The organism is Streptomyces sp. NPDC018026, from assembly GCF_044327745.1.
GTDB classification, from domain to species: domain Bacteria; phylum Actinomycetota; class Actinomycetes; order Streptomycetales; family Streptomycetaceae; genus Streptomyces; species Streptomyces rubrogriseus.
Map to the genome: position 1 here is coordinate 302,389 of NZ_JBIRFY010000002.1, position 14,490 is coordinate 316,878.

General features: G+C 70.5%; 15 protein-coding genes. 8 read left to right on the forward strand and 7 right to left on the reverse strand.

The window, feature by feature from the left end; all coding sequences use genetic code 11:
* Nucleotides 1-5: 5 nt before the first annotated feature.
* Nucleotides 6-1,379, reverse strand: a complete 1,374-nt coding sequence (locus tag ACH4D3_RS07020) for an ankyrin repeat domain-containing protein (protein ID WP_398317354.1) — start codon at nucleotides 1,377-1,379, stop codon at nucleotides 6-8.
* Between the two features lie 57 nt (nucleotides 1,380-1,436).
* Nucleotides 1,437-1,847: an ATP-binding protein gene (locus ACH4D3_RS07025; protein ID WP_398317357.1), complete on the reverse strand. Its 411-nt coding sequence runs from the start codon at nucleotides 1,845-1,847 to the stop codon at nucleotides 1,437-1,439.
* A 215-nt stretch (nucleotides 1,848-2,062) separates the two neighbouring features.
* Between ACH4D3_RS07025 and ACH4D3_RS07030 the strand changes: the two genes are divergently transcribed.
* The 3 genes from ACH4D3_RS07030 to ACH4D3_RS07040 are packed head-to-tail and all read left to right on the forward strand — an operon-like array spanning nucleotide 2,063 to nucleotide 3,306.
* On the forward strand, nucleotides 2,063-2,899 hold the full coding sequence (locus ACH4D3_RS07030; protein WP_398317360.1) for a helix-turn-helix domain-containing protein: 837 nt from the start codon (nucleotides 2,063-2,065) through the stop codon (nucleotides 2,897-2,899).
* A 5-nt stretch (nucleotides 2,900-2,904) separates the two neighbouring features.
* Nucleotides 2,905-3,102: a DUF397 domain-containing protein gene (locus tag ACH4D3_RS07035; RefSeq protein WP_398317363.1), complete on the forward strand. Its 198-nt coding sequence runs from the start codon at nucleotides 2,905-2,907 to the stop codon at nucleotides 3,100-3,102.
* A 6-nt stretch (nucleotides 3,103-3,108) separates the two neighbouring features.
* A complete protein-coding gene (locus ACH4D3_RS07040) occupies nucleotides 3,109-3,306 on the forward strand; it encodes a DUF397 domain-containing protein (protein ID WP_398317366.1) in 198 nt (65 codons plus the stop codon).
* Here the strand turns inward: ACH4D3_RS07040 and ACH4D3_RS07045 are convergent.
* Entirely contained in the window at nucleotides 3,263-3,715 is a 453-nt protein-coding gene (locus tag ACH4D3_RS07045) for an EthD domain-containing protein (RefSeq protein ID WP_398317368.1), read from the reverse strand. The genes ACH4D3_RS07040 and ACH4D3_RS07045 overlap by 44 nt on opposite strands.
* A gap of 66 nt (nucleotides 3,716-3,781) precedes the next feature.
* Between ACH4D3_RS07045 and ACH4D3_RS07050 the strand changes: the two genes are divergently transcribed.
* The 3 genes from ACH4D3_RS07050 (at nucleotide 3,782) to ACH4D3_RS07060 (ending at nucleotide 8,012) form a co-directional block, all read left to right on the forward strand.
* The gene (locus ACH4D3_RS07050; protein WP_398317371.1) at nucleotides 3,782-4,177 is read left to right on the forward strand and encodes a MerR family transcriptional regulator; all 396 of its coding nucleotides are present in this window, start codon (nucleotides 3,782-3,784) and stop codon (nucleotides 4,175-4,177) included.
* Nucleotides 4,178-4,222: 45 nt separating this feature from the next.
* Nucleotides 4,223-6,484: an ATP-dependent RecD-like DNA helicase gene (locus ACH4D3_RS07055; protein ID WP_398317374.1), complete on the forward strand. Its 2,262-nt coding sequence runs from the start codon at nucleotides 4,223-4,225 to the stop codon at nucleotides 6,482-6,484.
* A 238-nt stretch (nucleotides 6,485-6,722) separates the two neighbouring features.
* On the forward strand, nucleotides 6,723-8,012 hold the full coding sequence (locus ACH4D3_RS07060; RefSeq protein ID WP_398317377.1) for a citrate synthase: 1,290 nt from the start codon (nucleotides 6,723-6,725) through the stop codon (nucleotides 8,010-8,012).
* A 652-nt stretch (nucleotides 8,013-8,664) separates the two neighbouring features.
* On the opposite strand, the gene ACH4D3_RS07065 is transcribed toward ACH4D3_RS07060, so the two are convergent.
* The 4 genes from ACH4D3_RS07065 to ACH4D3_RS07080 form a co-directional block, all read right to left on the reverse strand.
* Nucleotides 8,665-10,947 (reverse strand): heavy metal translocating P-type ATPase, encoded by a 2,283-nt coding sequence (locus ACH4D3_RS07065; protein ID WP_398317380.1) that lies wholly within the window; start codon nucleotides 10,945-10,947, stop codon nucleotides 8,665-8,667.
* A 35-nt stretch (nucleotides 10,948-10,982) separates the two neighbouring features.
* Nucleotides 10,983-11,225, reverse strand: coding sequence for a heavy-metal-associated domain-containing protein (locus ACH4D3_RS07070; protein ID WP_109032835.1), 243 nt, complete (start codon nucleotides 11,223-11,225; stop codon nucleotides 10,983-10,985).
* Between the two features lie 78 nt (nucleotides 11,226-11,303).
* Entirely contained in the window at nucleotides 11,304-11,903 is a 600-nt protein-coding gene (locus tag ACH4D3_RS07075; RefSeq protein ID WP_398317384.1) for a GNAT family N-acetyltransferase, read from the reverse strand.
* Between the two features lie 60 nt (nucleotides 11,904-11,963).
* Nucleotides 11,964-12,155, reverse strand: coding sequence for an AlpA family transcriptional regulator (locus tag ACH4D3_RS07080; protein WP_016326277.1), 192 nt, complete (start codon nucleotides 12,153-12,155; stop codon nucleotides 11,964-11,966).
* A 655-nt stretch (nucleotides 12,156-12,810) separates the two neighbouring features.
* On the opposite strand from ACH4D3_RS07080, the gene ACH4D3_RS07085 reads away from it, so the two are divergent.
* Nucleotides 12,811-12,933 carry a hypothetical protein gene (locus ACH4D3_RS07085; protein ID WP_398317387.1) on the forward strand — a complete coding sequence of 41 codons (123 nt, stop codon included), beginning with the start codon at nucleotides 12,811-12,813 and terminating at the stop codon, nucleotides 12,931-12,933.
* Between the two features lie 14 nt (nucleotides 12,934-12,947).
* Entirely contained in the window at nucleotides 12,948-14,450 is a 1,503-nt protein-coding gene (gene mmsA, locus ACH4D3_RS07090) for a CoA-acylating methylmalonate-semialdehyde dehydrogenase (protein WP_398317390.1), read from the forward strand.
* Nucleotides 14,451-14,490 lie beyond the last annotated feature (40 nt).

Consider the following 14,490-nt stretch of genomic DNA (forward strand, 5'->3'; position numbering starts at 1 on the left):
GGCCGCTACGAGTCCCCCGCACCCGCCGTGAGCGGCCACGGCCGGTTGCCCCCACGCGCCCAGTCCCACAGCGCGTTGGCCCGGTGGTCGTGCTCGAACCCGACGCCGAGCGGCCCGACCCGCTCGATCGCCTCGCCGGTGCGCGGATCGTCGCGCAGGGCGAGGCCGTAGGCGGCCTCCAGGCGGACGATCCGGTCGCCGTCGGCGAGCAGTGCGGCCAGGGCGTCGGCGACGGCGGGCGTACGGTCCCGCGAGGAGGCCAGCGCCTCCGCCACCCCGCCCCGCAGATCCTCGTACGGTCCCTCGGCCAGCCGGACCAGTTCCTCGGCGGCGGGGGCGAGGAGGGCGTCGTCCTTCAGGCCCGCCCGGCACGCCTCCAGCCGTACGCGGGCGTCCGGGTCGCCGAGGAGGGTGAGCAGAACCGCGTCGGCCTCGGGTGACCGAGCCTCCTCCGATGCGTCGATGACGGTGGTCGCGCGCAGTCGCACGCGGGGATCCGGGTGCGCGGCGTGGCGCAGCCCTGTCGCCTCCATGCCGGGATGCTCGTACTCCGCGAGGGCCTCCAGCACCTTCGCGAGCACCGCACCGTCCGACTCCCGCGTGGCCCAGGCGGCCAGGATCCCGCTCTCCCGCTCCGCGGAGGGGGAGTCGCACGCGATGATCCCGCGCGCACGCAGATAGTCCGCGACGAAGCGGCGGTGCCTCGGGTCGGGGTGGTCGCGGTGTGCCAGCGTGGCCGACAGGACGTTTTCGCCGTGCCGCCGCACGAGCGTGAGCCACACCGCCGACCAGTCCACATGATCCTCGTCGGGTATGCGGACGGCGCGGTCGATCAGTTCGCCGACCGGGGTCGGGATGCGGAACGACCACTCCAGCACCGTCAGGATGGCGCCGTACCCGGCCCGTACGACGAGGCCGCCGAGCGTGTACTGGTCGACCCAGTCGTAGTCGCCGTCCCTCACCCGCACCGGCACCGCGGGACCTCGTGCCCCCGTCCTGCGCCGCAGTTCCTCGACCGGGCCCGTCTCGTAGCAGCTCCGGGCGCGGGCGAGCAGCCGTTCCCGCTCCTGCTCGGGCAGCCGCAGCCGGGGTTCCCTGCCGAGTGCCGACTCGAAGACGGCCGGGGATCCGCTGTCCAGGGCCCGCCACAAGGGCGTACTCCCGTCCGGGAGTTGCCGGTCCGGATCGGCCCCGCCGTCCACCAGCGCTTCGGCGACGGGGGCGTCGTAGGCGGCGACGGCCGCGCACAGCACCGGCAGTCCCCCTTCGGGGTCCGGCGTGTCCGGGTCCGCCCCCTCGTACAGCAGGTCCCGCACCGCGTCGGCGTCACCCGACAGGACCGCCGAGACCAGCCGGCGATCGAGTTGGCTTCCCGTCATGCGCCGAGCGTCCGGAAGATCCCCGGGCTGGGCAAGCGAATTACCCGGCGGGGCCTTTCAGGCCGCCGCCAGCTCGCACCATACGTACTTGCCCCGGTTGCCGTGCCTGGCCAGCGGATGCCACCCCCACACGTCCGCGCAGGCCCGTACGAGCGCCAGGCCCCGACCCTCCTCCAGCTCCGTCACCCTCTCGAACCGGGCGGGTGGCTCGGGCGGTTCGGGGTCCGCGTCCCACGCCCCGATCCGCAGTGTGCCCGGCGGCGACCAGCGGATGCGGAGGGCGGCGGGGCCCTTGGTGTGCCGTACGGCGTTGGAGACCAGCTCCGTGGCGAGCAGTTCGGCGACGTCGACGAGGCGGATCAGGCCGTGCATGGTGAGGACCAGACGGAGGGTGCGGCGGCTGACGGTGACGGCCCGGAGGTCGTTGGGGATGTAGAGGGAGTACTCCCAGGCTTCGTTTTCGGGCATGCGGGACTCCTCGCGGAGGGCGGTGGGGTGAGGGCGGGCTCGGTGTCATTGCCGCAGCCGTCATGGCAGGACGGGGCGGTGCGCTTCCGGTGGCCCGGTGTCGCACGGTGTGCGTCGCGTCACTGACGGTAGGACTAACTAGTAATCCCGAGCAAGCCGATCGCGTAATCTGACCCCGAACGAGCGCACCTTGCAGCTGGGTTGAAAGAGGAACCATGGTTCTCAGGCGTGAGCCGACCGCACGTCAGAGGCGTCTCGGTCTCGAACTTCGCCGACTCCGCGAAGCGGCCGGTCTCACCGCCACGGAGGCGGCGGCGTTGCTCGGTGCGAACAGGGTCCAGATCACCCACATCGAATCCGGACTGACGGGTGTGAGCGAGCAGCGGTTGCGCCGACTGAAGTCGCACTACGCGTGCACGGACGAGGATCTCATCGCAGCGCTGGCCTTCATGGCGACCGACCGGACACGCGGTTGGTGGGACGAGTATCGCGGGCTGTTGCCGACGCCGTTCCTCGATCTGTCGGAACTGGAGCACCATGCGACCTTCCTGCACGATGTCGCGATCCTCTACGTCCCGGGCCGCTTGCAGACTGCGGACTACGCACGTGCCGTCTTCTCCTCGCGCATGCCCAGCCTGACCGAGGAGGAGATCGATCTACGCGTACAACACCGCATGACTCGCCAGGAATTCGCCGTTCCACACGATGTCGTGATCCACGAAGCGGCGCTGCGAATCAGAGTGGGCGACCGTAAGGTCGCCCGCGACCAGCTCGAGAAGCTTCTCGAACGTTCCGAAGCGGACCATGTCACCTTGCGGGTCGTCCCGTTCGATGTGGACGGCTTCGGCAAGGCGTCGAGCACCATGACCTACGCGGGTGGTCCGCTCCCCAGGCTGGACACGGTGGTGCGTGATGCGCCTCATGGCGTGGTCTTCATGGATGCCGAAGCCCAACTGGACACGTATCGCACGAATTTCCGTATGGTGACTGCTGCATCGCTCGAACCCGCACGGTCACGCACCTTCATCCACGAACTCGCGAGAGAGCTGTGAGACTCATGACCACGTTCACCAACTGGCGGAAGTCTTCCTACTCCGGAGAGGGCGACGGCAACAGCTGCGTGGAGGTCGCGAACTCGACCACGCACGTCGCCGTGCGCGACTCCAAAGTTCCTTCATACGGAACGTTTACTGTCTCGACCGAGGTCTTCGCGGAATTCGTCGGCGGCGTCAAGAGGGCGGACGGGGGGAGCTGAGCCTCCATGGACAACTGGCGGAAGTCGTCGTACTCGGGCCCCGGCGACGGCAACGAGTGCGTGGAGATAGCCACCTCGACCACCCACGTGGCCGTCCGCGACAGCAAGGCCCCCGCCCGAGCCGCCCTCACCTTTCCCCGCGCCGCCTTCACCCGCTTTCTCACGGGGATGACGGGGCCGGAGGGGAGTCCGTCTCCCCGCTGACCCAGCACACCTCCCCGGGGCTGCCGTCGCCCCGGTCGAACTGGCAGCACGCGCCACCGAATGTTCCCTCCGCCGGAATGACCTTCGTCTCCTCGGTGACCATCACGGCCACCGATGCCATGTCGATGAAGCGTGCTTCGTCGGGGTTGACCAGCGTCCGGTAGTTCTCGGAGGCGAAGAAGGCGTCGTGGTCCTCCCAGTTCTCGAACCAGATTTCCGTCATGCCGTCGTAGGCCCGGGGCGGATACTTCCCGGCGGGGACCGGGTGGGACACGGTGTACCCGCGCACGTAGCGATCCGCCTCCGGGATGGAGGTGAACAGCGGCGCGTGCCGGTTGCGGTGGTGGTCGACGAAACGCTCGTACGACATTCCCTCGGCGCGGTTGATCATGAAGATGAGCTTCAGCATGGAGTTAACCTAAAAGCTCACATCAGTGTGAGGGGCAAGTGGTCATCGGCATGAGAGGAGTCCGGTATGCGGATCGGTGAACTGTCCGCCCGGACGGGAGCCAGCCGCCGGTCGCTGCGCTACTACGAGGAGCAGGGCCTGCTCGTCAGCTCCCGCTCGCCCACCGGACAGCGCCACTACGAGGACGAGCACGTGCAGCGGGTGCGCCTCATACAGGCGTTCCTGGCGGCGGGCGTGCCCAGCAGCACCATCGCCGAGATGGCGCCCTGCATGTCCGAGCCGACCGAGGACAGGGCGCGGCAGGCACTGAAGATCATGGGGCGCGAGCGGGACCGGCTGTCCGAGGCCATCGACGGCCTCGCCGCCGCCAGGGCCGCGCTGGACCACCTCATCGAGGACAACCACGCGTACCTGACACGGTCGGCGGACGACGGTCCGTGCACCGGAGTGTCGCCCGAGTAGCCGGTCACGGTCATCCCTGTCAGTCCCCACCGGTACCGTCGGATCATGCCCACCCAGCCCCCCGCGGCCCCCGGCGAACGGCGGCTCGCCACCCTCGAAGGCGTTCTGGAGCGCGTCACGTACGCCAACGAGGAGAACGGCTACACCGTCGCCCGCGTCGACACCGGCAGAGGCGCCGGCGATCTGCTGACCGTTGTCGGCGCGCTGCTCGGCGCGCAGGTGGGGGAGTCGCTGCGGATGGAGGGGCGCTGGGGGTCGCACCCCCAGTACGGCAAGCAGTTCCACGTGGAGAACTACACGACGCTGCTGCCCGCCACCGTGCAGGGCATCCGGCGCTATCTGGGGTCCGGGCTGGTCAAGGGGATCGGGCCGATCTTCGCCGACCGGATCACGCAGCACTTCGGTCTTGACACGCTCACGATCATCGAGGAGGAGCCCAAGCGGCTCATCGAGGTGCCCGGCCTCGGGCCCAAGCGGACCAAGAAGATCGCCGACGCCTGGGAGGAGCAGAAGGCGATCAAGGAGGTCATGCTCTTCCTCCAGACCGTCGAGGTGTCCACGTCCATCGCGGTGCGCATCTACAAGAAGTACGGGGACGCCTCCATCTCCGTGGTGAAGAACCAGCCCTACCGGCTCGCCGCCGACGTCTGGGGCATCGGCTTCCTCACCGCCGACAAGATCGCCCAGTCCGTCGGCATCCCGCACGACAGCCCGGAGCGGGTCAAGGCCGGGATGCAGTACGCGCTGTCGCAGGCCACCGACCAGGGGCACTGCTACCTCCCCGAGGAGAAGCTGATCGCCGACGCGGTGAAGCTGCTGCAGGTGGACACCGGGCTCGTCATCGAGTGCCTGGGCGAGCTGGCCGCCGAGCCGGAGGATCCCGACGGCGACCCCGGTGTCGTACGGGAGAAGGTGCCCGACCCGGAGGGCGGCGACCCCGTCACGGCCGTCTACCTCGTGCCCTTCCACCGCGCCGAGCTGGCCCTGGCGGGGCAGTTGCGGCGTCTGCTGCGCACCGACGAGGACCGGATGCCCGGCTTCCACGACGTGGCCTGGGACAAGGCGCTCGGGTGGCTGAAGCAGCGCACGGGCGCCGAGCTCGCGCCCGAGCAGGAGGAGGCCGTCAAGCTCGCGCTCAGCGAGAAGGTCGCCGTGCTCACCGGCGGGCCCGGCTGCGGCAAGTCCTTCACCGTGCGGTCCATCGTGGAGCTGGCGCGGGCCAAGAAGGCCAAGGTCGTGCTGGCCGCGCCGACCGGGCGGGCCGCCAAGCGGCTCTCCGAGCTGACCGGCGCCGAGGCGTCCACCGTGCACCGGCTGCTGGAGCTGAAGCCGGGCGGCGACGCGGCCTACGACCGGGAGCGGCCGCTCGACGCCGACCTGGTGGTGGTGGACGAGGCGTCGATGCTGGACCTGCTCCTCGCCAACAAGCTCGCGAAAGCCGTGGCGCCGGGCGCCCATCTGCTCCTCGTCGGGGACGTCGACCAGTTGCCCAGCGTGGGGGCGGGGGAGGTGCTGAGGGACCTGCTGGCGCCCGGCAGCCCCGTGCCCGCCGTCCGGCTGACCCGCGTCTTCCGGCAGGCCCAGCAGTCCGGCGTCGTCACCAACGCGCACCGGATCAACGGCGGGCAGCACCCGCTCACCGACGGGATGAAGGACTTCTTCCTCTTCGTCGAGGACGACACCGAGGAGGCGGGGCGGCTCACCGTCGACGTCGCCGCGCGGCGCATCCCCGCGAAGTTCGGGCTCGACCCGCGCCGGGACGTGCAGGTGCTGGCGCCCATGCACCGGGGACCCGCCGGGGCCGGGACGCTGAACGGGCTGCTCCAGCAGGCCGTCACCCCGGGACGCCCGGACCTGCCCGAGAAGCGGTTCGGCGGCCGGGTCTTCCGGGTCGGCGACAAGGTCACCCAGATCCGCAACAATTACGAGAAGGGCGAGAACGGCGTCTTCAACGGCACCGTCGGCGTCGTCACCTCGCTCGACCCGGTCGACCAGCGCCTCACCGTGCTGACGGACGAGGACGAGGAGGTGCCGTACGACTTCGACGAACTGGACGAACTGGCCCACGCGTACGCGGTCACCATCCACCGGTCCCAGGGGAGCGAGTATCCGGCCGTCGTGATCCCCGTGACGACCGGGGCCTGGATGATGCTCCAGCGCAATCTGCTGTACACGGCGGTCACCCGGGCGAAGAAGCTGGTCGTCCTCGTCGGGTCGCGCAAGGCGATCGGGCAGGCGGTGCGGACGGTGTCGGCCGGGAGACGGTGCACGGCGCTCGACTTCCGGCTGGCGGGGCCCCGAACCTGAAACCTTCCGGTAAACCTCCCGGACCATGTGAAAAAAATGATCGATCAAACGAGTCGGAAAGGTCACACGGCCCTTCCGGATGGGCCCCGGAGGGGGCAGGATGAGCAAGTTGGCGGCACTGAGTGCCGCCAATAGGCCCGATGGTCGACCCCGAGTGCACTCTCCTGAGCCAAGTGGGGGATGGTAGAGACAGTCAGGGCACCTCGAAGATGAGGCACTACGTCGGTGAGGGAAAGACGTGAGCGACAACTCTGTAGTACTGCGGTACGGCGATGGCGAGTACACCTACCCGGTGATCGACAGCACCGTCGGTGACAAGGGCTTCGACATCGGGAAGCTCCGCGCCCAGACCGGTCTGGTGACGCTGGACAGCGGTTACGGCAACACCGCCGCCTACAAATCCGCCATTACCTACCTGGACGGCGAAGCCGGCATCCTCCGGTACCGCGGCTACCCGATCGAGCAGCTGGCCGAGCGCTCCTCCTTCGTGGAGGTGGCCTACCTGCTGATCAACGGCGAGCTGCCGACGGTCGACGAGCTGTCCGCGTTCAAGGGCGAGATCACGCAGCACACCCTGCTGCACGAGGACGTCAAGAACTTCTACAAGGGCTTCCCGCGCGACGCCCACCCGATGGCCATGCTGTCGTCGGTGGTCTCGGCGCTGTCCACCTTCTACCAGGACAGCCACAACCCGTTCGACGAGCGTCAGCGCAACCTCTCCACGATCCGGCTGCTCGCGAAGCTTCCGACGATCGCGGCGTACGCGTACAAGAAGTCGATCGGTCACCCGTTCGTCTACCCGGCCAACAACCTGGGCTACGTCGAGAACTTCCTGCGCATGACCTTCTCGGTCCCGGCGCAGGAGTACGAGCTGGACCCGACGGTCGTCGCGGCGCTCGACAAGCTGCTGATCCTGCACGCGGACCACGAGCAGAACTGCTCGACCTCCACGGTCCGCCTGGTCGGCTCCTCGCAGGCGAACATGTTCGCCTCGATCTCCGCCGGCATCAACGCCCTGTGGGGCCCGCTGCACGGCGGCGCCAACCAGTCGGTGCTGGAGATGCTGGAGGGCATCCGCGACGCGGGCGGCGACGTCGACTCCTTCATCCGCAAGGTGAAGAACAAGGAGGACGGCGTCCGCCTGATGGGCTTCGGCCACCGGGTCTACAAGAACTTCGACCCGCGCGCCAAGATCATCAAGGCCGCCGCGCACGATGTCCTCTCCGCGCTCGGCAAGTCCGACGAGCTGCTGGACATCGCCCTGAAGCTGGAGGAGCACGCGCTCTCCGACGACTACTTCGTCTCGCGCAGCCTCTACCCGAACGTCGACTTCTACACCGGTCTGATCTACCGGGCCATGGGCTTCCCGACCGAGATGTTCACGGTCCTGTTCGCCCTCGGCCGGCTGCCGGGCTGGATCGCCCAGTGGCACGAGATGATCAAGGAGCCGGGTTCCCGCATCGGCCGCCCGCGCCAGATCTACACGGGCGTCGTCGAGCGCGACTTCATCCCCGTCGAGGAGCGCTGAGCCGCAAGGCACCCCCGCAGCGCATCCGGTGAGTCCCGTACCGCTCCGAGTGGTACGGGACTTTTCCGTGCCCCGGGAGGACCCGGACGGACAGCGGAACCGGACGGACAGTAGAACCGGACGGACAGCAGAAGGCGCCCTGGCGCCGGTCCCCCCACGGGCCGACGATCCAGGGCGCCTTCCCATGTCCCGGTGCGGATTCCCCCCACGGGATCCGGCCGGGCGTCTGTGAGGACAGCGCCTGAATTCGCTGTGTCGTGCTGGTGGTGCTCGTCGTGCTGGTGCTGCGTGCCGTGCGGTCTGCCGGGACAGCGCACGCCCGGGAGGGCCGCTCAAAGCTTCCCGGTGTACGTGTCCCGGCAACGCAGCTCTGGGAAAGTCCCCCAAGACATCCCCAGATGCCAGGTGGCGCCCCCCAAGACGCTGCCTGACATCGCCAACTTAGACCTTCGAACCCCTTCGATGGTTACGTTCGCATCACTGTGATCTGCGTCTCTTGCATATGTCCGTTAGGTGCGCAAGAGCCCCGTACGTCGCACGGGGCTCAAGCGTAAGGAAGATGCGCGAGCCTTGTGAAGAGCTTATGTGAGGTACGTGCCGGACTCCAGAGGCGCAGCCCCACGACCTGCATGAAATGCGGACCGGTCCGAAGCTAGCGAAAGGCGCGCAGCCGGAGGCTGTTGGTGACCACGAAGACGGAGGAGAAGGCCATCGCCGCCCCCGCGATCATCGGGTTCAGCAGCCCGGCGGCGGCCAGCGGCAGCGCGGCCACGTTGTAGCCGAAGGCCCACACGAGATTGCCCTTGATCGTGGCCAGGGTGCGCCGGGAGAGCCGGATCGCGTCCGCCGCCACCCGCAGGTCCCCGCGCACCAGCGTCAGGTCGCCCGCCTCGATCGCCGCGTCCGTCCCCGTGCCCATCGCCAGGCCCAGATCGGCGGTGGCGAGCGCGGCCGCGTCGTTGACGCCGTCGCCGACCATGGCGACCGTACGGCCCTCGGCCCGCAGCCGCTCCACCACCGCGACCTTGTCCTCGGGCAGCACCTCGGCGATCACCTCGTCGATGCCGACGGCCGCCGCGACCGACTCGGCCACCCGGCGGTTGTCGCCGGTCAGCAGGACCGGGGTCAGGCCCAGCCGGCGCAGCCCGGCCACCGCCTCGGCGCTGGTCTCCTTGACCGCGTCCGCCACGGCGAGGACCCCGCGCGCCGAGCCGTCCCAGCCGACGACGACGGCCGTACGGCCCCGCTGCTCGGCCTCGTCCCTGGCCCGGGACACCTCGGGCGGCAGAGTGTCGTGGAGGCGCCCCACGGCCACCTCGTGGCCCGCCACGCGGGCGCGTGCGCCGCGCCCGGGGACGTTCTCGAAGTCCTCGACGCCCGGCAGCGTGCCGAGCCGTTCCTCGGCGCCGGCGGCGATCGCGCGGGCCACCGGGTGCTCGGAGGCGTGCTCCACGGCGCCCGCGAGCCGCAGCAGCTCCTCCTCGTCGGTGCCCTCGGCGGCGTACACCTCGTGCAGGGTCATGCGACCGGTGGTGACGGTGCCGGTCTTGTCCAGGACGACCGTGTCGACGCGCCGCGTGGACTCCAGCACCTCCGGGCCCTTGATGAGGATGCCGAGCTGGGCGCCGCGACCGGTGCCGACCAGCAGCGCCGTCGGGGTGGCCAGGCCCAGCGCGCACGGGCAGGCGATGATCAGGACGGCGACGGCCGCGGTGAACGCCGCGACCGTGTCGCCGGTGGCACCGAGCCAGCCGCCGAAGGTGGCGAACGCGATCAGCAGTACGACGGGGACGAAGATCCCCGAGATCCGGTCGGCGAGCCGCTGCACCCGCGCCTTGCCGCTCTGCGCGTCCTCCACCAGCTTCGCCATCCGCGCCAGCTGCGTGTCCGCGCCCACCCGGGTCGCCTCGACCACCAGCCGGCCCCCGGCGTTGACCGTGGCGCCGGTGACGGTGTCGCCGACGGTGACGTCCACCGGCACGGACTCGCCGGTCAGCAGCGAGGCGTCCACGGCCGAGGCGCCCTCGGCCACCGTGCCGTCGGTGGCGATCTTCTCGCCGGGGCGTACGACGAACCGGTCGCCCACCGCCAGGCGGGACACGGGTATCCGCACCTCGCGGCCCTCGCGCAGTACGGCCACGTCCTTGGCGCCCAGCTCCATCAGCGCCCGCAGGGCAGCCCCCGCGCGGCGCTTGGAACGGGCCTCCAGCCAGCGGCCCAGGAGCAGGAAGGCGGTGACTCCGGCGGCGGCCTCCAGGTAGATCGCGGAGGCGCCGTCGGTGCGGGAGACGGTGAGGTCGAAGCCGTGCCGCATGCCCGGCATGCCCGCGTCCCCGAAGAACAGCGCCCACAGGGACCAGCCGAACGCCGCCAGCGTGCCGAGCGAGACCAGCGTGTCCATGGTGGCCGCGCCGTGCCGCAGGCCCGTCCAGGCGGCGCGGTGGAAGGGCAGCCCGCCCCAGACCACGACGGGCGCGGCCAGGGTGAGCGAGAGCCACTGCCAGTTGTCGAACTGGAGCGCCGGGACCATCGCCAGCAGGACCACGGGGGCGGCGAGGAGGACGGAGACCAGCAGGCGCCGGCGCAGGGCCGACAGCTCCGGGTCGGCGTCGCCGTCGCCGGTGCCGTGCTCTTTGGTGCCGACCCGGTCGGCGGGCTCCGGTGGCGGCGCGGGCTCCTCGGCCGTGTACCCGGTCTTCACGACGGTGGCGATCAGGTCGGCGACCCCGGTGGCCGGCGGATAGCTGACCCGGGCCTTCTCCGTCGCGTAGTTCACCGTGGCGGTGACACCGTCCATGCGGTTGAGCTTCTTCTCGACGCGGGCCGCGCAGGAGGCGCAGGTCATCCCGCCGATGAGCAGCTCGACTTCGGCGAGGCCCGGATCGGGTCCGGCGGCCGTCGTGGAGGTGTGCGTGTCCGCGGTGGTGCTGGTCATGGTCCGGACTCCAGAACGGGGTGGGGGCGCCGGGCTCAGACCCGGCCGACGAGCTCGAAGCCCGCCTCGTCCACGGCGGCGCGTACGGCGGCGTCGTCCAGGGGCGCCCCGGAGACGACGGTGACCTCGCCGGTGGCGGCGACGGCCTGTACGGAGGCGACGCCCGCGATCTCGGAGATCTCGCCGGAGACGGCGCCCTCGCAGTGGCCGCAGCTCATTCCGCTCACCTTGTAGACGGTGGTGACGGAGTCCTGGGTGGTGTCGGTCTGGGCGGTCATGTCGTTACTCCTCGTCGGGGGTGTACACAGGGCGGGTACCCGTGGCCCGGTCCCGGACCACTCACCCCCACCCTACCCCTAGGGGGTATAAAGGCGAGGCTCGCCCGTCACCTGCGTCGCATCCGTGCCCGCCCGCGCCTTCCACTCGTGGTCGAGGACCGCCATCAGTACGTCGTCCACCCATACACCGCCCCGCAGGGCGGCCTCCCGGCGCACCCCCTCCACCACGAAGCCGGCCTTCTCGTACACCCGCCGGGCCCGCGGGTTGTCGGCGTAGACCTCCAGCTGGACGCGGTGCAGGCCGACCCGTTCGAAGGCGTGCCCGACGATGAGCCGCGTCGCCTCGCTGCCCAGCCCGCGGCCGCGTCCCCGGGGCCCCACGAGGGTCCGGAAGGTGCAGCCGCGGGCCGCGGGGTCCCACTCGTACAGGACGACCTCGCCGACGAGTTCGCCGGTGGCGCGGTCGGTGACGGCGAGGTCGAGCCGGTCCGGATCGGCGGTGCGCACGCCGTACCAGGAGCGCAGTTTGTCGAGGGTGAGTTCGGTGGTGGGCTCGAAGGTGAAGCGGACCACCTCGGGGTCGTTGACGATCTCCCACATCACGTCGGCGTCCTCGGCGGTGAACGGCCGCAGGACGGTCTTGTCGCCGGTGAGCACGGGTTTCTCGGAGAAGTCCATGCACGGCACTGTGCCCCACCGGGCGGTGGGGCACAGAACGGTTTTCGCGCCGTCGTGCCGCTACCGGTTGCGGTTGCGGGGGCGGGACGCCACCCAGGCCCGGACCGTCTCCGCGTACCAGTACGGCTTTCCGCCCTCCACGTGGTCGGGCGGGGGCAGCAGCCCGTGCTTGCGGTACGACCGAACGGTGTCCGGCTGGACCTTGATGTGGGCCGCGATGTCCTTGTAGGACCAGAGCCTTCGGTCGGTCACTAGTCGCACCTCCCTGCGCGCGCCGCGGCGGCGACCGGGGACGGCCGCCGGGGGGAGCCGGGCGCAGCGCTGGCGATCACCAAGCCTGTTCCGGGTGAACGACGCGGGGTGACGGGCGGTCAGGGCCCGTTCCCGGGTGTGACGGAAGACCCGCGTGCGCGTGACATGTGTGACGCGGAGGGAGCTTTTGTGACACGAGTGGCACACAGGTGTACGTCGTCGTTCAGGCGCGGCGCGTTGACTGCGGCGGAGGGAGCTGTTCCGTCGTACGTCGCCCGGCCGCCACTCGGACTACGCCGTCCGACTACGTCGTCCGAATGTCCGGACAAAACATTGACAGGCCGCACGCGCGGGGCTAGAAACCGGGGTGACGCAAGGGCGCGGGCAAGGAGGGAACGCGATGGCGCACGACCCGACGGCACACGGCCGGGGCGCCGGTTCCCCCACCGAACGCCTCCGGCGCGGGAAGGCGGCCTCGCCCTGGCAGGAGCGAGGCACGAGCGCCAACTCCCCGCTCGCACCGGCTCCGCGCCGGAGGTTCCCGCGTCGCGCCCCGACGCGGGCCGCCCACACTGCCCCACGTGTCTACGCGGACACCCAAACCGCAGACACAGTGTCGGGCGCGCCCGCGGCGCCCGGCTGCTGGGATGGAGCCATGGCCGAGACCGCGACCCGACCGTCCCCGGTCCCGGCCCGCGAGCAGCGCGAACAGCGTCAGCCGAACGAACGGCGTCGGCTGCACCTACGGCACGTCTCGACCCGTCGCCGCCATCTGTGAAGGAGTTCTCGGTCATGACGAACATCGTCAACCACTGGATCGGCGGCAAGACCGCCGAAGGCGCCTCGGGCACGTACGGGCCGGTGACGAACCCGGCGACCGGCGAGGTCACCACCAAGGTCGCCTTCGCCTCCGTCGACGAGGTGGACGCCGCGGTCGCCGCCGCCAAGGACGCGTACCTGACCTGGGGCCAGTCCTCGCTGGCCCAGCGGACCTCGATCCTCTTCCGCTTCCGGGCGCTGCTGGACGCGCACCGCGACGAGATCGCCGAGCTGATCACTGCCGAGCACGGCAAGGTGCACTCCGACGCGCTCGGCGAGGTCGCGCGCGGCCTGGAGATCGTGGACCTGGCCTGCGGCATCAACGTGCAGCTCAAGGGCGAGCTGTCGACGCAGGTCGCGACCCGCGTCGACGTGTCGTCGATCCGGCAGCCGCTCGGTGTGGTCGCGGGCATCACGCCGTTCAACTTCCCGGCGATGGTGCCGCTGTGGATGTTCCCGATCGCCATCGCCTGCGGCAACACCTTCGTGCTCAAGCCGAGCGAGAAGGACCCGTCGGCCGCCGTGAAGGTCGCCGAGCTGCTCTGTGAGGCGGGTCTGCCGGACGGCGTCTTCAACGTCGTGCACGGCGACAAGGTGGCCGTGGACCGCCTCCTGGAGCACCCGGACGTCAAGGCCGTCTCCTTCGTCGGCTCGACCCCGATCGCCCGCTACATCCACACCACCGCCTCCGCCCACGGCAAGCGCGTACAGGCGCTCGGCGGCGCCAAGAACCACATGCTGGTGCTGCCCGACGCCGACCTCGACGCGGCGGCCGACGCGGCGGTCAGCGCGGCCTACGGCTCGGCCGGCGAGCGCTGCATGGCGATCTCCGCGGTCGTCGCGGTCGGCGCCGTCGGCGACGAACTGGTGGAGAAGATCCGCGAGCGCGCCGAGAAGATCAAGATCGGCCCCGGCACCGACCCGTCCTCCGAGATGGGCCCGCTGATCACCAAGGCGCACCGGGACAAGGTCGCCTCCTACGTCGAGGGCGCGGCGGCCGAGGGCTGCGAGGTCGTCCTGGACGGCACCGGCCACACGGTCGACGGCCACGAGGACGGCCACTGGATCGGCATCTCCCTGCTCGACCGGGTGCCGACCACCGCGAAGGCGTACCAGGACGAGATCTTCGGCCCGGTGCTGTGCGTGCTGCGCGCCGAGACGTACGAGGAGGGCGTGGCCCTCATCAACGCCTCGCCGTACGGCAACGGCACCGCCATCTTCACCCGGGACGGCGGCGCGGCCCGCCGCTTCCAGCTGGAGATCGAGGCCGGCATGGTCGGCGTGAACGTGCCGATCCCGGTCCCGGTGGGCTACCACTCCTTCGGCGGCTGGAAGGACTCGCTCTTCGGCGACCACCACATCTACGGCAACGACGGCACGCACTTCTACACCCGCGGCAAGGTCGTCACCACCCGCTGGCCCGACCCGGCCGACGCCCCGGCGGGCGTGGACCTGGGCTTCCCGCGCAACCACTGAGGCACGCGGTGCCGCCGTCCCGCTCCCGGCGGGACGGCGG

Excerpts from the sequence above, each read along its gene's own strand:
- ACH4D3_RS07055 (WP_398317374.1), top strand. The coding sequence starts at position 4,223 with ATGCCCACCCAGCCCCCCGCGGCCCCCGGCGAACGGCGGCTCGCCACC.
- ACH4D3_RS07065 (WP_398317380.1), bottom strand. The coding sequence starts at position 10,947 with ATGACCAGCACCACCGCGGACACGCACACCTCCACGACGGCCGCCGGA.
- ACH4D3_RS07045 (WP_398317368.1), bottom strand. The coding sequence starts at position 3,715 with ATGCTGAAGCTCATCTTCATGATCAACCGCGCCGAGGGAATGTCGTAC.
- ACH4D3_RS07070 (WP_109032835.1), bottom strand. The coding sequence starts at position 11,225 with ATGACCGCCCAGACCGACACCACCCAGGACTCCGTCACCACCGTCTAC.
- ACH4D3_RS07030 (WP_398317360.1), top strand. The coding sequence starts at position 2,063 with ATGGTTCTCAGGCGTGAGCCGACCGCACGTCAGAGGCGTCTCGGTCTC.
- ACH4D3_RS07025 (WP_398317357.1), bottom strand. The coding sequence starts at position 1,847 with ATGCCCGAAAACGAAGCCTGGGAGTACTCCCTCTACATCCCCAACGAC.
- ACH4D3_RS07040 (WP_398317366.1), top strand. The coding sequence starts at position 3,109 with ATGGACAACTGGCGGAAGTCGTCGTACTCGGGCCCCGGCGACGGCAAC.
- ACH4D3_RS07035 (WP_398317363.1), top strand. The coding sequence starts at position 2,905 with ATGACCACGTTCACCAACTGGCGGAAGTCTTCCTACTCCGGAGAGGGC.
- mmsA (WP_398317390.1), top strand. The coding sequence starts at position 12,948 with ATGACGAACATCGTCAACCACTGGATCGGCGGCAAGACCGCCGAAGGC.
- ACH4D3_RS07050 (WP_398317371.1), top strand. The coding sequence starts at position 3,782 with ATGCGGATCGGTGAACTGTCCGCCCGGACGGGAGCCAGCCGCCGGTCG.
- ACH4D3_RS07020 (WP_398317354.1), bottom strand. The coding sequence starts at position 1,379 with ATGACGGGAAGCCAACTCGATCGCCGGCTGGTCTCGGCGGTCCTGTCG.
- ACH4D3_RS07075 (WP_398317384.1), bottom strand. The coding sequence starts at position 11,903 with ATGGACTTCTCCGAGAAACCCGTGCTCACCGGCGACAAGACCGTCCTG.
- ACH4D3_RS07085 (WP_398317387.1), top strand. The coding sequence starts at position 12,811 with ATGGCCGAGACCGCGACCCGACCGTCCCCGGTCCCGGCCCGCGAGCAG.